Source organism: Candidatus Endolissoclinum faulkneri L5, assembly GCF_000510265.1.
GTDB lineage: Bacteria > Pseudomonadota > Alphaproteobacteria > Thalassobaculales > Thalassobaculaceae > Thalassobaculum > Thalassobaculum faulkneri_A.
On record NZ_CP006745.1, the window covers coordinates 413,157 to 433,380 of the forward strand.

Here is a 20,224-nt window from a genome sequence, read left to right on the forward strand (position 1 = left end):
GCTGGGTAATGCAGTCGAGCTGCTAGCTAGTCAGATCTGTAACTATCCATCAGATAAACTAACATGCTAATCCTCACCCATTACATGTCACAATATAAATATAATCGGCGTTTTGCTTACTGGATCGCGAATACAAAAAAGCATTAGGAATATTAGGATTAGGAGATTGTCTTTAGTAGATGAACATTATACGCACAACTGCGTGTTTATTATATGTCCGGAAAAATAGGTAAAGTCAAATATTATCCAGTAATCGTAGCAATCTTGTTGTAGGAGATAGAGAGGCATTTTGCAGAGGATAGTTGGATGGAACGATATGTATCGCCAGATGATACATCTGCTTGTATTAGTAGGCATTATTTTGTTTGATAGTGAATCAGCTATAGCTGCATGCAAGAGCGTTCCTTCCCTAGACGGAGCTAGCATGGGCTTACTATGGGTTATACCGTTCGTTGGTATCTTGCTTTCTATTGCTATTATCCCTCTGATTGCAAGGGAATTTTGGCATCAGCATCTCGGTAAGATATCAGCCTTTTGGGCGATAACTTTGTTTGTTCCCTTCTCTATAATCTTTGGTATTGATCTAGCAATTTATGAAATGCTCAATGTCGCTCTTTTAGAATACGTTCCATTCATTATAATGCTACTATCGCTATTTATCGTGGCTGGCGGTGTTAGATTAACTGGAACTTTACACGGAACACCAGCAATAAACACGCTTATCTTGTTTCTAGGAACGGTGATTGCTAGCTGGATGAGTACTACCGGCGCCTCAATGCTATTGATTCGACCAATACTAAAAGCTAACAAACACCGTCAGCACAAGGTGCATATTATTATCTTTTTTATCTTTTTAGTGGGTAATATAGGAGGTTCATTAACGCCACTTGGAGATCCACCACTATTTTTAGGTTTTTTGAAGGGAATATCGTTTTTTTGGCCAATTAAGCACATTATAATTCCTATGGCAATAGTTTCTTTTGTTTTGTTATTTGTATTCTACTTTACCGATCGCTATTGGTGGAATAAAGAGGATGCTGGTGTATTGCATCAGCTAACAAAAGATAAACATTCATTTGGGCTGGAAGGTAAAGTTAATATACTTTTGTTATGCAGCATCATTGGTGCGGTGTTAATGTCAGGTCTTTGGAAGACAGGTATTAGCATCGAAATTTATCATGTATACTACTATTTAGAAAATATAGTGCGTGATGTATTACTGCTGATTTTTGCATTTATTTCTTGGAGATTAACTAGCTCGGAGAGCCGTCAGGCTAATGGGTTTACTTGGTTTCCTATTGTGGAGGTAGCTAAGCTGTTCGCTGGTATTTTTCTAACTATTATTCCAGTAATTGCTATCCTACAAGCTGGTACAGAAGGAGCTCTAAGAGAGGTTATTTTAGCTGTTTCTAGTGAGACAGGAAAGCCAATAAACTTGGCCTATTTTTGGCTGACAGGATTATTATCTTCATTTTTGGATAATGCACCAACTTATTTAGTATTTTTTAACACTGCTGGAGGTGAAGTAGACTACCTTGTTGGCTCATTATCTACTACTTTACTAGCAATTTCAGCTGGTGCCGTATTCATGGGAGCCAATACCTATATTGGTAATGCACCTAATTTTATGATTAAGTCGATCTCCGAAGAGCAAGGTATTCTAATGCCGAGTTTTTTTGGTTATATGGTGTGGTCTGGCTTCATCCTTTTACCATTGTTTATGGTCGTTGGATTCGTATTTTTTATTGATTAGCTAACGGTTAACCTATCCAATAAAATAGCAGATTTGTTTTATTTATGGTTATTTTTTAAGTTAAGTATCATTTACAGCGCTCAATTTGATATAATCTTATTACCAAATTCTCTCCTTGAGCAATTTGCTATTTATTAAATAACATTTACGAAAGTACTATCAGATTTTATGGTTTATGCATTCAGCTATTAATTAATTGTAAGGGCAAAATTTTTTAATTCTTTAATGTATACACATTAAACTATATTTACTACAAACTTGTAGTAAATATTATAATTATTTATTTTTAAGGCAGCAATAAACGGTAAAATAAGCTGAGTCTGTTATTATTAGTGTTCATTGTTTTATGTGTAAAAAGAATACAAACGTATATTACAATCAAATATTAAATTTGAGCTATTGATTAACTGTCAAAACAATTTTTTAAAATATGATTTTAATTACTTATTATGGCGAATAATTAATGACTTAATTAAAGTACTATTGTTTATGTTTTATATAATAATGCTTCTTAGATTGAAATTAGCATTATTGCCTTTAATTATACTTTTTGGGCTTCTTCCCTAAATTACTATCCTATTTAACGTTCATTTATTGATTTTATTTTCATCCTATTCGGTATAATTTTATTATGCTCAATTTTATACCTGCGTAAGATAATTATGATTAACATCTAAATAATTAGATAGAGAATCTATCCTAGGATATCCTAGGATAGATTCTCTATCTAATTATTTAGATCCGATCGCTAATAGCAAATTTTGATTAAGATTTTTATTGCAATAAAAATCTTAAATTAGTATTTAGGTGGCATCTATTATAGCCTTAGAGATCAGCAGTACTTTTGCTGGTAACTCTTAGAGTTGGCCTAAAATTAATTGATTGCAAGAAGGTTTCGTTTATTTAAACTCACGTTGTTACCATTAGCAAAGTCAACAAAATTGATAACGCTGTATGCTTAAGCATTAGATACTTGGTATCAGATATTCTTCAATATTTTAATTGTCTCATACCATACGGAGGGCGCATGTCTATAACCATTTCTCCTAAGGCACTTGGAAATTCAAATTTTCGTAATGACCACGGTGTGCGATTAGCTTACGTTGTAGGCGGCATGGTAAAGGCAATTGGCTCTAAATCTATAGTTGAACGTATGGCTCGCGCTAAGTTGTTGTCATTCTTTGGTGCTGGTGGCTTGTCTGCTTCGGCAATTGAGGAGGCAGTATCTGGATTAGCAGCTAGACTAGGTACTGAATTTCCTTGGGGTGTAAACTTTTTGCATAATTTTGTTCTTCCCGAAGCGGAAGAAGCAGTAGTTGATATTTTATTGCATCATGATGTACGTCGAGTCGAAGCTTCCGCTTTTATTACACCCACCCCGGCTCTTGCGCGTTGGCGTTTGCTTGGTCTATCAGTTACATCAGATGGTTCAATAAGACGTCGACATCAAGTTATGGCTAAACTGTCACGTGGTGAGGTAGCAAAGTGCTTTCTTAAACCGGTTGAGCCAGGAATTGTGGCTAGGTTACTCTCAAGAGGTGATATTAATGATGAACAAGCTAAACTAGCAGAATTTGTACCTTTATGTGATGATATTGTAGTAGAGGCAGATTCTGGAGGTCATACAGATAAGCGAGTAGCTTTGGCTTTGTTTCCGGTTATTAGGCGTCAGCGTGACGCTATTGTTCAACGTTTTAAGCCTGCATCTAGCGTTCGTATAGGTTTAGCTGGTGGTTTAGGATCACCTGAAGCGATTGCAGCTGCTTTCATGCTTGGAGCAGACTTTGTCATGACTGGTTCAATTAATCAGGCTACAGTAGAGGCTGGCACTAGCGATTTAGCTAAGGATATGCTACAGAAGGTTGGTCCTCAGGACTGTGATATGGCTCCTGCTGGTGACATGTTTGAGATTGGAACTAAGATTCAGGTACTGCGTCGGGGTAGTATGTTTGCTGCTCGAGGTAATCGACTGTACGATTTATATCGAAGTTTAGAGTCTCTTGATCAAATTTCTCAGCGTGAACGGACAGAAATTGAAGAGAAGTGTATGGGACGTAGTCTAGAAGAGGTTTGGGAGGAAACTGCAAGCTATTACGCAAGAGTGGCGCCAAATGAGTTGCAGGAAGCTGAGGTTAATCCTAAGAAAAAGATGGCTATGGTTTTTCGCTGGTATTTCATACATAGTAATCGTTTAACTCTTGAGGGTGACCCTAGTAAGAAAAGTAACTTTCAGATTCATTGCGGTCCAGCGATGGCGGCGTGTAATGCTTGGCTTGCTGGTACTGCTCTAGAAAATTGGCGAGAACGCCATGTAGACGATATTGCTGATAAGCTTATGAATCAAGCATCTTCGCATATTTTAGACAAAGTTATGACTTGGGGAAACAAAACTATTGCTGGTTCGAGTATAGTATCACCAGGCAAACAATATTAATAATAACTTATAGGTTTGTTCATTTATTAACAAAATGATTGTGTAGTTGATTTTGCTATAAATCAGCTACTTAGCGTGTTTTTGCAGTTTAATCAAACAATATTTTTGTAAGTTTATATATTACTCGTTAACTAAAAAACATAGACATTGGGTTTGATGCTGTTATAATATCAGATGTTCATTGATTTGCTAAATTATTTTGTTGATTTGTAATGCTACTGAGTTTAGCTTTAAAATTTTTAAATATATACTGCTAATATGCAGTAAGCATCGTCTATGTATCTAAAATCAATTTTAAATTATGATACTTCTCTAGTTATTACTTTTACTCTATCTAATAGTATAAATTATCTAATTAGCGTTTTTATTATACAAGCCATTACGTTAATTTTACCCTAAAGCTAGATAAACATGCTTATGGGTTATATATTTGTAAACTACAAAGTTTGTATCTTGGTCTTTTACAGAATTAAAAGCAAATTACGAGGGTATTAAAATATACCCTTATTTTTTTTAGTAAAATAGATATTTAATTAAAAAATTGAAATAATATTTATTTATGCAATACAGCCATTTAATTTCTTGCTATTAATTAGCTTAGCAATTTATTAATCTTGATATGTAAATTATCTTTGCTAAAATTAGCTGTGTTACTCAATAAACTTGCTTATTTGCAAGTTTATTGAGTAACACAGCTAATTTTAGCAAAGATAATTGAAATTAGGATAAGTTTTAATGGATTTATTATTTCTTAAGAATAAAGATTTTTGCCTAAAAATACTATACCTAAGTATCTTGTCTAGTTTAGATTTTATTGATGATTGATCTAAATAGTTTCAAACAAGAGATGCTAAAAGCTAGTCTTAGTCAATCTTTCAATCTATAAAGGAACATTTTTTTAAAAACAGACTGTAGTAGAGGAAGCAGTAGTTTATTATACGTTTGATTTTTAATTTTTACCCAATAAACTAACACACCGCAAAGAGAATTAACATGCCTAAGCTAATTATAGGAAATGAATAAAAAATTTTACTCTATTTTTATAGAGATTGCCTCTACTTATAAGTATATCATCAATGCTGCTGTTTAAGTATATTTTATCTGCTTTAGTGATAGGGTTTTATTAAAATTTATTTTTACGTTCTCTACTAGAGTTTGTATGCACTGCAATAATAGTCAATAAAACACGTTAGTAACTTTCCCATACTCCAAGTTATAAGAATTTATTGTTGTTTAGGTGATTAATACTGATTAATAACAATTTTTTAAAAAATAATTGTTATTAATCAAATAATAATTATTTTTTATTTTACATCTTATTCAATAAAATCTATGCCTTAAGTTTAACTAAAAATTTTACTTTTATAAGAATGATTAAATTGATGATTATGCTAGAAAATCTTATTTTCTAAGCTAAGAATTAAAGTAGACTTTTGTATTTTATGAAGCAGTCTAGAAGCATACGAATTAAATAAAATTTACGAATTATGTGAGTAAAATTAAAAAAAAGAAAAAAGCTTATAAAGCTAGCCCTCGCTAAGGAATTAAACCTTTATCCGAAGGATAGAATAGATTACTGTTGCTACATACTGTAAAAGTTTAATACTTTTTACAAAAGCACTATTATTTACTAGAAAAATATAATTTTCTGCGCTTGTCGCAATTTTACCTTATTATATAATATTTGCATTATTTTATAATAAAATCGGATAAAGAAAGGCCGAGGATAAAAGCACAACATCCTCGGCCTGAATTTATTACGATTAGAAGCCCATACCACCCATGTCGGATGCTGCAGGAGGAGCAGCAACTGGCGACTTAGGTTCAGGTTTATCAGCTACCATTGCTTCGGTAGTTATAAGTAAACCAGCAACCGAGGCAGCATTCTGCAAGGAGCTACGGACAACCTTAGTGGGATCAATAATCCCAGCATCCACCAAGTCAGTAAAACCGCCGCTTTGTGCATCCAATCCCCAGCTACTATCCTTAGACTCCAAAAGTTTACCTACAATAACTGATCCATCGTGACCAGCATTGGATGCGATTTGGCGAGCTGGAGCTTCTAAGGCTCGTCGAATGATATTTACACCCATGCGTTGATCATCGTTAGCTGGTTTCAAACTGTCTAACGCATTCACGGCGTAAACAAGTGGTGATCCCCCACCGGGTAAAATACCTTCTTCAACAGCTGCTCGGGTTGAATGCATTGCGTCATCAACTCGATCTTTACGCTCCTTAACTTCGATTTCAGTAGCACCACCAACTCTTATTACAGCCACACCTCCAGCAAGTTTTGCTAAGCGTTCTTGTAGCTTTTCACGGTCATAATCAGATGATGTGTCCTCAACCTGGGTACGAATCTGCGAGCAACGACCTTCAATGTCCTTTTTCTTCCCAGCTCCATCAACAACAGTAGTCTCATCTTTTGTAATAGCAACACGCTTAGCAGTTCCCAGCATATCAATGGTGACACCATCAAGGTTAATACCAAGATCTTCAGATACTACAGTACCGCCAGTTAGAATAGCTATATCCTCAAGCATAGCCTTACGACGATCACCAAAACCAGGAGCTTTAACAGCAGCGACCTTCAGGCCACCGCGCAATTTATTCACTACAAGTGTTGCTAGAGCTTCTCCTTCTACATCTTCTGCGATGATTAACAAAGATTTACCAGCCTGCACTACCTTTTCAAGGACAGGCAACATCGGCTGTAAATTGGATAATTTTTTCTCGTGTAACAATATGTAGGGGTTTTCCAACTCACAAACCATTTTGTCAGCATTAGTTACGAAGTACGGCGAAAGATAGCCGCGATCGAACTGCATACCCTCAACAACGTCAAGTTCAGTATTCAGCGATTTGGCTTCTTCAACGGTAATGACGCCCTCGTTACCAACCTTTTCCATGGCTTTAGCGATCATCTCGCCAATTTCGCGTTCTCCATTGGCAGAAATAGTACCCACTTGTGCGACCTCACTAGAAGTCGTAATCTTCTTGGAGCGTCGTTCAATATCAGCTACTACAGCGTCAACAGCACTGTCTATGCCGCGCTTTAGATCCATCGGATTCATACCTGCAGCAACAGCTTTCGCGCCTTCACGAACAATGGATTGTGCTAATACGGTAGCTGTAGTAGTCCCATCTCCGGCCACGTCATTAGCTTTAGAAGCTACCTCACGTACCATCTGCGCACCCATGTTCTCGAACTTATCAGTTAGTTCGATTTCTTTAGCTACAGTTACACCATCCTTAGAAATTCGTGGAGCGCCGAATGACTTTTCCAGTACCACATTGCGGCCTTTTGGGCCTAGCGTAACTTTCACAGCGTCGGCAAGAATGTCAACGCCTTTTAACATTTTATTACGAGCATCGACGCCGAACTTAACGTCCTTGGCAGCCATGTTTGTACTCCTTAATAATTGTTTTGTTAGCCCTTATTACAAGCGGCTTCTTTCGAAGGCCCCTAGCTGTTGCTTGCAGCTTAGTTAGGCGGCCCTCGTCTTCAACGATTTCAAGGTGTTGTCAAGCACACCCATTATGTCGCTTTCCTTCATGATCAGTAGGTCCTCACCGTCAATCTTTACTTCTGTGCCAGACCATTTGCCAAACAAGACCAAATCGCCCGGCTTGACGTCAAGTGCGACAATCTTTCCTGACTCGTCGCGTGCGCCAGAACCGACGGCTAAAACCTCACCTTCAGTGGGCTTTTCTTTAGCCGTGTCAGGTATAATAATGCCGCCAGCAGTCCTCTGATCTGTGTCGAGACGACGAACCACCACTCGGTCGTGGAGCGGCCGAAATTTCATGACACTTCCTCCGTTTACACTCTAATAAAAGTTTGAGACGTGCAATTCTAGTAATTATTACCGGGACTAACCTGACTTAAAAATCTCAAGTAGCGCCCGATGAAGTAGACAGGATGTAAGAAAACAGCAGAAAACTGTCAAGCTTAATGGTGCGACGATTTGATATTATGCCGCTTTTGACTGAGATTAACCTTGAAGATTATTGTATTAATTACAACATAAACCAATGTTGCGTTTTTTATTGTTGAATAAGATTGAATAAGATTGATTAGGGTAAATTAATAGCCAAGTATTTTTTCACCTTAGGTTTTAGGAATCAATAAAGTTATGTAAAATATTCAGTTTTTGTTTTTTAAGGTTTAAAATTCTTTAAAAAAATTGCTTATAACTCATAATTTTTATGGATGATGGTGTGGTCTGTTGCTCTTAGATAACGCTGAATAGTTTAAAACATTTAAAAGAAAATAATTTTTTTTGGATGTTGATAACCTTAGATAATTACGGATGACATCTATGTTTATTTAGGTAATGTAATGATAATGTCTCGTTGGGTTTTTAAAAAAAACTAATCAACTTAGAATAACTAATCAATTAGGTTTATCTCCTTTATCAACTCTTTACCGTCATCCCCAGGAATCCACGCCAAATTTTTTTGACAAAACTAACATAATCCAGAATGAATTCCATCATCTTAATTAAGTAATACGTGGATATTTAGGTCCCGTAACTTGCCGCACATGACTAAACATTACATTAATCGTTAATAACCAGTACTAATAATGCTTTTTTTAGTTTACTTCGAGCTGACTAGCGATGCCTCTAGGAAAGCATCTATATCACCGTCTAGTACCGCAGAAGGGTTGCTGCTTTCTTTCCCGGTACGCAAGTCTTTAACCATTTGATAAGGCTGTAAAACGTAGGATCTGATTTGATGACCCCAGCCGATTTCCGACTTAGCAGCCTCAGTTGCGTTAGCTTCATCTCCTCTGCGTTGCAGCTCAGCCTCGTATAAACGAGCGCGCAGAACATTCATGGCACTAGCACGATTGCGATGCTGTGAACGGTCGTTTTGACATTGTACAACAATGCCTGAAGGAATGTGGGTTATGCGAATCGCAGAATCCGTACGGTTGACGTGCTGACCTCCAGCTCCGGAAGCGCGATATGTATCTATCTTCAAATCTTTTTCTTCGAGCACTATATTAATTGACTCATCCACTACAGGACAGACCCATACGCTAGAAAAACTGGTATGGCGACGCGCTTGACTATCGTAAGGCGATATGCGTACTAAACGATGGACACCACTCTCGGTCTTTAGCCAACCGTAAGCATTATTGCCTAGTATCTTGATTGTAGCTGACTTCAGGCCTGTTTCTTCGCCTGCACTTTCTTCCAACCACTCGATTTTATAACTTTTGCGCTCGGCCCAACGGGTATACATACGTAGCAAGGTATCAGCCCAAGATTGAGCTTCAGTGCCGCCAGCACCAGCATGAACTTCTAAATAACAATCACGTTGATCATTTTCTCCAGAAAGCATGGCAGCAATATGCATTTTTTGGGCTTTGACGAGAATCAACTCCAGTTCACGTCTAGCTTCTGTAAGAGTATTAGTATCGGCTTCGGATTTGCCTAATTCTATCAGAATAGTCGCATCTTCAAATTCCTGTTCAAGTACTTTTATATCGTCCATATGCTTCTTCAGATGATTGCGCTCTTGCATTAGTTTTTGCGCCTTTTCTGGATTTTTCCAAAAACTTTCTTCCTGGGTTAATGAATCAAGCTTACGTATGCGCTTTAATGTAATTTCAGAGTCAAACATCCCTCCTCAGCAGCTTAATTGACTGCTTGATCTGCTCAAGAATTTTGGTAGTATCTATGTCCAACGTGCTCTCCATTTTAAAAAAAATTGACATTAATTTAAATAATGATCAAAGGATCATAAAAATGTTTTAATAAATACCTAATCCATTTCCAATAATAGGAGCTGCAGTAGGTTCAGTTTGTTTTGGGTATGCGGGAGAAATTATAATCTGCTTATTATCAATTATCGCATAGTTGTCTACTGGCTCAGTGCCTGGTTTGAAAGCTTCCAAAATAGCACCAGGAGCACTCGAATTAATGCGTCGACCGCTGTTTGCATCAATCCAAACCATACGTATTCTTGGAGGGATGCGAAAGTCAGGTGTGACCACGTTATTCAAAGCATTCGCCATAAATAATTTGAAAATCGGGACGGCTACACTACTGGCTGTATCGTTACGTCCAAGAGTACGTGGATAGTCAAAACCTACAAAAACTCCAACAGCAAGATCTGGGGAAAAACCTATAAACCAACAATCTAAATTATTGTTAGTGGTACCAGTTTTACCAGCGATGGTTTTATCCAAACTAGCAATAGCTCTACCAGTACCGCGTTGAACCACTCCTTTTAACATGGAAACTATTTGATAGGCAGAAGCCGGATCTATAATCTGCTCACGATTATCATGTACCTTTGGAGGTGGCCCGCCATCCCAAGTTTTTATGTTACATCTTTCGCATAGACGTTTATCACGTCGATATATAATCTTACCATAACGATTGACTATTTGGTTAAATAGCGATGGTTTAATTTTTTTGCCACCGTTAACGAACATCGAATAAGCGCTTGTTATGCGTAATAAAGTAGTTTCAGCAGCACCAAGGGCAAAAGATAAGTGTGGTTCCATATGCTCTACTACACCAAAAAGTTTAGCATATTGAACAACCTTATCCATTCCTAAGCTTTCAGCAAGGCGAATTGTCATTAAGTTTCTGGACTTCTCTATACCAACTCTGAGAGGTGTTAGTCCATAGGATATGCTTGATTTATAAGATTTGTTTGAATAATTAGATGGTTTCCATGGTGGAAGTTTTGATCCTTGGTCAAGAACTAAGGGTGCATCTAATAACTGGGTTGCAGGCGTATAACCGTTCTCTAAAGCTGCTAAGTAAACAAATGGCTTAAAAGAGGATCCAGGTTGTCGCCAAGCTTGTGTAGCTCTATTAAATTTACTTATTGCTGAGCTGTATCCTCCGCTCATAGCTAGCACTTTGCCAGTGTGGGGATCCATTGCGAGAATTGCACCTTCCACATCTGGCACTTGCCGCAAGGCTACTGTTGGTTTGTTATAAGTTTTGCCGTAGCTATTCTTCTTAACAATCTCTACGGGTACTACATCTCCAATAGAAAGCACTTCGGTAATTGACTGAGGCATCATCCCGAAACGTTGATTTTTTAACCTTTTACGGGCCCATTTCATCTCGCAATATGGCATCGTGGCAAAAGATCCGTCAGCAAAACCGATGGTTGCGTTGTCATTATCCGCTTTTATTACGACGCCTAGGCGCCAACAACCTAGTCCGGGGGGTTTTTTGACCTTAGCAAGTGCGTTTTTCCATCCTGGAACAATGTTAATTTTCGCTATAGCACTGCGCCAACCGTGGCGCTGATCATATTCGATTAATCCATTACGCAGTGCTTTATCAGCTATACGCTGTAGCTTAGGATTGAGAGTTGTAAAAACCAACATTCCACCCTCATATAAACATTTTTCTCCGTAGCGCTTTAGTAAGATACGACGAACCTCGTCAGCAAAGTAATCACCAGTGCTTTTATTTATAGTCGTTTGGGTGGATACAACTAATGGCTTTTTTATTGTTTTTTGGGCTTGCGAATTGCTAATAAAGTTGTTTTTCTCCATCTGTTTAATTACCCAATTACGACGAGCTACAGCGTTATCATGTTTGCGAATTGGATGGTAATTATTCGGTGCTTTTGGTAAGGCTGCTAAGTAAGCAGCTTCTGCATAGGTTAGACCAGCTAATGTCTTGTTAAAATAATTCAAAGCAGCCGTGGCCACACCATAAGAACCAAAACCGAGATAGATTTCATTCAAATAAAGCTCAAGAATGCGGTCTTTGCTCAGCGCATGCTCAATACGAAAAGATAGAATTGCTTCTTTGATTTTGCGTTTGATTGATGCTTCATTACTGAGTAAAAAGTTTTTAGCTACTTGTTGCGTAATGGTTGATGCTCCTACGGGACGACGGGATCTGCCGTAGTTTCTTATATTGATGAAGGTAGCGTAGGTAAGACTAAAAAAGTCAACGCCAAAGTGTTTGTAAAAATTTTTATCTTCAGCAGCTAAGAATGCATTAATTACCCGTTTAGGAATCGCTTCTATTGGTACGAATATGCGTTTACTGTGAGCAAACTCAGCTAATAAACTACCATCGTCTGCGTGCACTCGAGTGATAACCGAAGGTTCGTAATCAGCAAGAAATTTATAGTCTGGTAGATCTTGGCTGAAACAGTAAAATATGTAAGCTATAAGCATAATGCAGCTGATTGTTACGATTAAAATAAAAGTAAATAATCTGAGTAGCCAGCGCAAAATAATTCCTCATGAATTATCATTCTTCTTAGCATTAATAACAGAAAAACTTCTTAATATAGAAAATACAATTATATATTTGCTCTAAAAATGAAATATATAAAGCAAAAATGAACTGTATTACTTAATAATTAGGAGGTTTATATTTTTTCTAAATAAATTCGCTTCAATGCTATTTAGGAAGATTAAAGAATTTTAAGGCTAATCGCATACAACATATTATATTGTGAAGATTGCCTAAATCACTCGTTTTAGTTCGTAGTAAAGCTGCATTTAAGCTATTTTGCTCGACTATAATAAATTTATTATTATGATAAGTTGTTCTTCTTAAAGAAATTAAACACTAAGTTTGGTTATGCTGTTATGATATGCTGTTATGACTTAAAGATCAAAATACACGTGCGATACGGACAGTAGATTTCTATTAACATTAAGTTATACGATAATATAAGTTATACGATAATATTTTTATTCACAATTATCCAAATTATAGTTTTGTAGATTATTTGTTGAATTACTTTAATTAATTTATTGTATATAATTGGTTTTAGTAGACTGAAAATACAGGATGATTTATCAATACTAGCTTCTTAATGATTTATTAGTATCTACTGGATTAATTAACAGATGCTTCCGGTTTTGTGTGATGATAACCCTATAATACTCAAAAAAAAGACCCAAATATAACGTATTTACAATGCAATTGTATTGTATACAAGTAATTAGTTCAACAGGTACGAATGATCTTCTGAATGTCACGTTGTTTATGAATATCATAATTATTTTTCAATCAATCCTAAAAGCAAGATCTTAATATGTCATTTATTACTTCAGCGGTTGACTATATTGAATAACATTAAAAATTTATATCTAGACTAATTTTAAGGTGTTGTTTGTTCATGAACAAGATGAAAAGTTAGTCCTAAATAATTGCATATATTAGTCCTAAATAATTGCATATAAAATAAGTTAGTCCTAATAATTGCATATAACCTAATAATTGCATATAAAATCATAAGGCATATTAAGGTAATCATAAGCTGCAATTTATTCTTAATAAGGTCCACTCTATTGTACTTAATAAGGTCCACTCTATTGTAAATGAAACGTCAATTAATAAACTTATGCCTGCTTGCCAGCTGCATTTCTTTTTCAATAGAAATTGATATTTAATTTATTTGACATTAGTTTTAGACTAAACTATATTGGATTTCCTTTTTATCTAAGATTTTTATACTATTAATGGCTTCAGTCGTAGTAAGCCATTAAACAATAGTCCATGGCGTACCTGGATATATCTAAAATTACAGAGAATTTAATGGCAAAACGTACTTCTACGAAACATAAAATTGATCGACGACTAGGTCTAAACCTTTGGGGAAGGCCTAAATCCCCATTTAACGAACGGGAATATGGGCCAGGCCAGCACGGGCAGCGTCGTCGTAAGCCAACTGATTACGGTATACAACTTATGGCTAAACAAAAACTTAAGGGGTATTATGGTAATGTAAGCGAAAAACAGTTTCGCAGATATCATGCTGAAGCTGTTCGTCGTAAGGGAGGTACTGATGAAAACCTTATAGGTATTTTAGAGAGCCGCTTGGATTCTGTCGTTTATCGTATGAAATTTGTTTTAACTATTTTTGCAGCTCGTCAGTTGGTCAATCACGGGCATATCAATGTTAACGGTCGACGCGTGAATATTCCATCTTATTTGCTGCATGAAGGTGACAAGGTAGAGATTAAGAAAAGTTCTCGTGAGCTGCTTGCAATTTTGGAAGGTGTACGATCAAACGAACGCGATGTGCCGGCATATCTAAATGTTGATCATAATAAAATGATTGGTACACTAGTTAGCGTTCCAAAATTGGAGGAAGTTCCTTACCCAGTACACATGGAGCCAAATTTGGTAGTGGAGTTTTATTCACGCTAGTTGTCATGTTTTGTAATTAGGATTTAGTATATTGTTATTTATCTTTTAGTAGTGCTAATATTATCTGCTTTTGTGACCTAAGACATTCTATTGAAGTGATGAGTAAAACGGATTTGAAAATGACAAAGTGTCATTTTGCTTTTATTGAAGTTTATCAAGTAGTAGGTGCATTTTTGTTTCTCTATTATTTGATATAATCTTCTTTAATGCTCAAATCATAGAGTGCTGCGTTTTCTAAATTTTATTTTTTGTTAGAATAACCATGATTATGATGAAAGATTGTCGCTTATCGTCATTTTAACATTAGAATATTTTTATAGTGTCTTTTGTAAATTTTAGGTACTACGGGGTGCTTTACTTTATCCCCAAGAGCTAAAAGCAACTCTCGATTAGAGTTGATATAAAACTTATAGATATTTAATTTTACGCGATTTTTCAGTTATAAAATAGCTTATTTGAATTTTTTATGCGACCGAGTACTTTACTTAAAGTTGTTTTGTATTACCAAGCTAATGGATTGACATTAATAAAATAGTACAGTTTTAATCTTTGAAAAAAAACAAAGCTAAACAAAAAATTATTTACTAATTAAATTATTTACTAATTAAATTAAATTATCTATAAGCCGCAACTAGCTTGAATAATTAGTAAATTAATTAGGCTATAATTGTATATTTTACTGCATATTAAAGTAGTTTAATTTATTAATCTCTAAATTATTAATCTCTAAATTTTTATTTAGAAATGAATTTTTACTTTATAGTGCAATCTAATTTACCTTAATTAGTAGAATTATTTGCTCTGATAATAGTTGCAGAAAATAGTTGTTATTTTATGGTGTTGGAATTAAATCATTTACAAATATAGATGCATTTTAATTTCATATTTAGTATATAATAAATTATTTCATTGATTGATATTAGGAAGTTAAAGGTTTTTTCTAAAATTGTTTAAGATATTACTTTTAATTTATTGAACAAGCGTATATTTTTATTTTTTATGGTGTGTGCATCTAATAGATATAAAACGTCTTCCTACAAGGTAAAGACTTTTGGTTGTCGCCTGAATGCTCACGAGTCTGATCTTATCATAAAACATTTACAAGATTCTGGCGCTAGTAACACTATTGTAATTAACACTTGTGCGGTAACAGCGGAAGCTGAGCGTCGTTCGCGCCAAGCAATTCGTCGTATAGTTCGGGAAAATCCCCAAACTAACATAGTTGTTACCGGTTGTGCTGCTCAGATTAACCAAGAGAACTATGCTGCAATACCGGGTGTTACTCGGGTGGTTGGTAACGAAGAGAAGTTACGGCCGGAAACCTGGAAAGTTCAGGATACTATTGATACACCACAGGTATCAGTTGATGATATAATGATGGTGCGTAATACTGCTAATAACTTGGTTGTTACATCTCAAGGGCGAGAGCGTGCCATTGTTCAAGTTCAGCAAGGCTGTGACCATCGTTGTACTTTTTGTGTTATACCATTTGGTCGTGGTAATAGCCGCTCAGTACCGATTGAGACGGTTCTTAAACAAGTTCGCTCTTTAGTAGCAGCTGGTTATCGTGAAATCGTATTAAGTGGGGTCGATATAACTTCTTACGGAGGAAATTTGCCCGGTAATCCTTCATTAGGAGTGATGCTACGACGATTACTTGCAATGTTTCCAGATCTTCCGCGTTTGCGATTGTCATCTGTTGATCCTGTTGAAATAGACGATGATATATGGCGTTTATTGGAAAATGAGCAAAGGTTTATGCCTCACTTGCATTTGAGCTTGCAATCTGGGGATGATATGGTTCTTAAACGAATGAAACGTCGTCATTTAAGCAAAGACGTAGTTCGTTTGGTTAATTATGCTCGTGCTTTGCGTCCAGATATAGCATTTGGCGCTGATATAATTGCTGGATTTCCAACAGAGACGGATCAAATGCATACGAATACGGTTAACATGCTGCTTGATCTTGGGCTGCAATATGTTCATATTTTCCCATACTCACCTCGCCCTGGAACACCAGCCGCTTACATGCCCAGGACTCATGACGACATTCGTAAGTCGCGTGCTGCGGAGCTTAGAATTATCGGTGCTAATAATTTGGTACGTTGGCTTGACACTCGTGTGGGCACCATTGATCGGGTATTGATTGAGTCTGACAGTATGGGTCATGGCGAAAGTTTTGCGAAGATCAAAGTAGCTGGCGGAGCGGTTGCAGGGGAGATTGTTAAGGTCATAGTGATCGGTCGTGATGCTACTACTTTGATAGGCGAAAGAACTGTCGAGATGGTTAAATAAAAAAACTTAGCTGTAAAACCTAAAAATTAGTGAGATTTTTTATGATCCAACACAAAAGCTCCAACTCATCTTCCAAAGGCTGGCTTACTCGGCTGCGTAGTGGATTATCTAAATCTTCCAGGCTACTTATAGATGGTATTGGTGAGCTGTTTACTAAACATAGGCTTGACAAGGTTACTCTGAAAGAGCTTGAAGAACTGTTAATAACAGCCGATCTTGGTGTTGAGACAGCTGTAAAGCTGACTGGCAATTTAGCTTGCAAGAAATTTAAAAATGATTTAACTAGCGCAGAGATTCGTATCGCCTTAGCTGAAGATATTGTTGAGATTCTAGATCCAGTTGCTCAGCCTTTAAGGCCATTTGGACATAAGCCATTTGTTGTTTTAGCTGTTGGAGTAAATGGTTCAGGCAAGACTACTACCCTCGGTAAGCTAGCATGTCAATGGACTAGTGAAGGCATGTCGGTGATGTTGGCAGCATGTGATACTTTTCGGGCAGCTGCTGTCGAGCAGCTTAAGATTTGGGGGGAGCGTGCACAAGTACCTGTGATTGACAAACCGTACGGATCTGATGCGGCTGCTTTAGCTTTTGACGCTTTGCTAAAAGCTAAAGCTACTGCTAGCGATGTGCTTATGATTGATACCGCCGGTAGGTTGCAAAATAAAACTCAACTTATGGAAGAATTGGCTAAATTAGTTAGAGTTATTAAAAAACAAGACGATACTGCGCCACATGCCACAGTGTTAGTATTAGACGGAACGGTTGGTCAAAACGCTCATGTTCAGACGCAAGTATTTAGAGAAATGGTCAATGTAACTGGTCTTATAATAACAAAACTTGATGGTTCTTCTCGAGGTGGTGTGGTTGTATCTTTAGCACAAAGCGTTGGTCTGCCGATGCATGCTGTTGGTGTTGGCGAGGGGGAAGATGATTTACACTCATTCGATGCTCGAGTGTTTGCGCATTCCTTGATGGGCATTTCAGAGTAAAAATAGTATACCTTATAAAATAATAAATTGCTAAATAGTTACTTACATGCAATCAATCTTAAATAGATATTAGGAATAAGTAATTTCTATCGTTATAGGTTATATATTAGTATTAATTATTGGATAATTAAGGCATTAGTTTGAATAAATGTTAAAGGACGATATTGGCTATTATCCTTTAACATTTATTATGGGCTTGTGAAATAAATTAAATTTAAAATTGTCATCAAAAATGATTTTTATCTTTTGCATGATCGTTATAATTAGCACGATAATTTATTCAGTAGTGCAAAGTTTATTAAACTAATAATCTTCTATATTAATTTATTTGCTATTTAAGCGGACATTATAGAATTTTGTTGACAGAAAAATTCTTCTGAATGGTACGGTTTCAATTATAGTTGTTAAGTAACACGCTCAAGAAAATTGTTGATTAGAAAGAGGATTTTGAGATAGTCTCTCATTAGGCTCATCTGAGAAAGTATACCTACAACAAACAATACCCAGGGATATCACAACAGCAATGGGCATAATCAATAGCAAATTTTTCACATTCAGGTTATAAGACTCAATATATTTGTTTACGGATTGTATTTTTAAGGTTTTTTATATCTATATCATGCATACAGTGTGGTTTTTATTTTTTCTTTTATAATTTTTTATTCTAAAATATTTAATTCAATATTTTTTAATATAACAACAGGTTATTTAGATAAGATTGTTAATGATAAAGTATTTTCCTGGGGCTGCATTCTAGAGATTAATTAGCAAATCTAAAAAATTCTGCTTTAAGTAAAATTTGATCGCTACTGTTATTCAATAAAATATTTTAATTAGTTTGTTTTAGGAGATTATTCTCTTATTTTTATTAATTTAATTTACAATTACTTATTTTTATTTAGATGTTATGGAGTATTAGTTGCCTATATTATATTTCAAATTTTAGGTAATCTATAAGATTGAGCTATTAATTTTGGTATTACGTAAAGATTTTGTAATTCATGGTCTATAATTACAAAACATTTCAAGAAATAAATATATTTGAAATGCCAGTATAACCACTTCATAATTAGCTTTTTTTGATTATGCTATTAGAATTAATAGAAGCCATAATTACAGAATAATTTTTATTATAGTCTTAACGCTAAGAATGTTCAAATTAAGTGTTAAAGTTGATTATCTTAATTGATTTGATAAGCAACCTAATTCTATTAGAACAAAAAGGTATATCTAAGTGCTTTCAGCACCTTGAAACTAGCAAAACGATGCGGTCGAATTAATAAATTTAGTTTTTCTTCTCATTTCCTTAATTATGCACCAGTTAGTTGCGCAGGGCTCTTTATTGTTTGATAATATAATCAAGCGAGATGAAGTATAGTTGACTTTTAATTTGTTTTTGTCCCGCTTTTGTTCGATAGGGCAAATTTTATTTGCCCCGATTGCTGTTGTTTTAGAATTGTTACTTGGTTATATAATTTGACAGGCACTATCAGATTTAATTATTTGGTAGAATCCGCTATGGAATACAATAAAAAAGATCAGCGTTTTATTCTTGAGAAGTCAGCTATATACTTAAACTTATAAAGTTACCTTTTTACGCTTCAGTATCATCCTAATATTCGTTGTAGTTGTAACTAGCAAGATGTTTTTTATATAAAATGTTGTTCTGATACCATCAAAGAATCACTGCTGCCATGAACATGGTCTAGCATTATTATTTTAGTTGGTTTTTAGCTTTGGGCATGTATAAAAGAACGTTGGTTAATTTATATACTGGCGTTATGCTAACAGATTGTTAGATGTGTCTCGATTTTTTTGAAAGTGGTATTTTCGTAATTTTAATTAAATTTTAAGGAAAATACTATATTGCGATTTTTAAATCAAGACAAGGTAAAAGTGGGTTTTAATTTTATATCAATGCTAGTAGCATTGATATTGTTGTGCAATTTCCTTTCAGGATATTACGTGCAATAAAAACATTTTTGGAATATTCAAGACTATCTGGCTACTGAGGTATATGTTGGGGTATCATGCAATTTATCTTAAAGATTTATATCTATAAAAACTTTATCTAGGTGGTTATCTAGATGCTCGTTATAAAAGTAATGGGGGTATTACGAGTTATGGATGTGATAGAAGCGAAAAAAGTAGTTTTCAATAGAAAACAACCTAGTTATAAGACTGTTCTCGTCTATGAGACTATAGTTAATTCACGATTTAGCAGTATTAAAAAAATTAGTGTATCGCATCGTTTAAAACCAACAAATTTATTATGATAGTTGTCTTTTTTAGCTTCGGCGTAAAAATTAAATATTTACTAGCTTACGCATAAGGTATTTGTAAAACAAATAAGTCGCTGTTATTCTGATCCATTTTTACGAACGCTAAGTTTATAGTTTTGTATATTATCAATAGGCAAATAGGATAAATATATTGAGTTATTAATAAGCTAAAATTTGTTTTGTAATCCAGGAAAACATTGCGCATTGTATAAATTATTTGGGATATTAGTGATACTTTTGTTGATTTTTATCAGGAAGTGATTTTAATTTCTTGTTACTCCCTAGTGGATCAACGTGAGATTTCTAGA

At 35.4% G+C, this 20,224-nt stretch carries 9 protein-coding genes; 5 read left to right on the top strand and 4 right to left on the bottom strand.

Annotation, left to right across the window (positions count from 1 at the left end; translation table 11 throughout):
• Positions 1-289 precede the first annotated feature (289 nt).
• Entirely contained in the window at positions 290-1,753 is a 1,464-nt protein-coding gene (locus tag P856_RS01290; protein WP_227028680.1) for a sodium:proton antiporter, read from the top strand.
• A gap of 1,027 nt (positions 1,754-2,780) precedes the next feature.
• Positions 2,781-4,187, top strand: a complete 1,407-nt coding sequence (locus tag P856_RS01295; RefSeq protein WP_025300371.1) for a PfaD family polyunsaturated fatty acid/polyketide biosynthesis protein — start codon at positions 2,781-2,783, stop codon at positions 4,185-4,187.
• Positions 4,188-5,950: 1,763 nt separating this feature from the next.
• On the opposite strand, the gene groL is transcribed toward P856_RS01295, so the two are convergent.
• The 4 genes from groL to P856_RS01315 all read right to left on the bottom strand — a co-directional run bounded on the left by groL (position 5,951) and on the right by P856_RS01315 (position 12,360).
• Positions 5,951-7,591, bottom strand: coding sequence for a chaperonin GroEL (groL, locus tag P856_RS01300; protein ID WP_025300372.1), 1,641 nt, complete (start codon positions 7,589-7,591; stop codon positions 5,951-5,953).
• 84 nt (positions 7,592-7,675) lie between these two features.
• Positions 7,676-7,996 (bottom strand): co-chaperone GroES, encoded by a 321-nt coding sequence (locus tag P856_RS01305; RefSeq protein WP_025300373.1) that lies wholly within the window; start codon positions 7,994-7,996, stop codon positions 7,676-7,678.
• 793 nt (positions 7,997-8,789) lie between these two features.
• A protein-coding gene (gene prfB, locus P856_RS01310) for a peptide chain release factor 2 (protein WP_420885840.1) occupies positions 8,790-9,885 on the bottom strand; the annotation gives its coding sequence in 2 pieces (ribosomal slippage) (positions 8,790-9,818 and positions 9,820-9,885; 1,095 coding nt in all).
• A gap of 66 nt (positions 9,886-9,951) precedes the next feature.
• On the bottom strand, positions 9,952-12,360 hold the full coding sequence (locus tag P856_RS01315) for a penicillin-binding protein 1A (protein ID WP_047170280.1): 2,409 nt from the start codon (positions 12,358-12,360) through the stop codon (positions 9,952-9,954).
• Between the two features lie 1,375 nt (positions 12,361-13,735).
• On the opposite strand from P856_RS01315, the gene rpsD reads away from it, so the two are divergent.
• The 3 genes from rpsD to ftsY all read left to right on the top strand — a co-directional run bounded on the left by rpsD (position 13,736) and on the right by ftsY (position 17,634).
• A complete protein-coding gene (gene rpsD / locus P856_RS01320) occupies positions 13,736-14,350 on the top strand; it encodes a 30S ribosomal protein S4 (RefSeq protein WP_025300376.1) in 615 nt (204 codons plus the stop codon).
• A 999-nt stretch (positions 14,351-15,349) separates the two neighbouring features.
• The gene (gene mtaB / locus P856_RS01325; RefSeq protein WP_025300377.1) at positions 15,350-16,645 is read left to right on the top strand and encodes a tRNA (N(6)-L-threonylcarbamoyladenosine(37)-C(2))-methylthiotransferase MtaB; all 1,296 of its coding nucleotides are present in this window, start codon (positions 15,350-15,352) and stop codon (positions 16,643-16,645) included.
• Between the two features lie 41 nt (positions 16,646-16,686).
• Positions 16,687-17,634: a signal recognition particle-docking protein FtsY gene (gene ftsY, locus P856_RS01330; RefSeq protein ID WP_025300378.1), complete on the top strand. Its 948-nt coding sequence runs from the start codon at positions 16,687-16,689 to the stop codon at positions 17,632-17,634.
• The last annotated feature ends 2,590 nt before the right edge of the window (positions 17,635-20,224 follow it).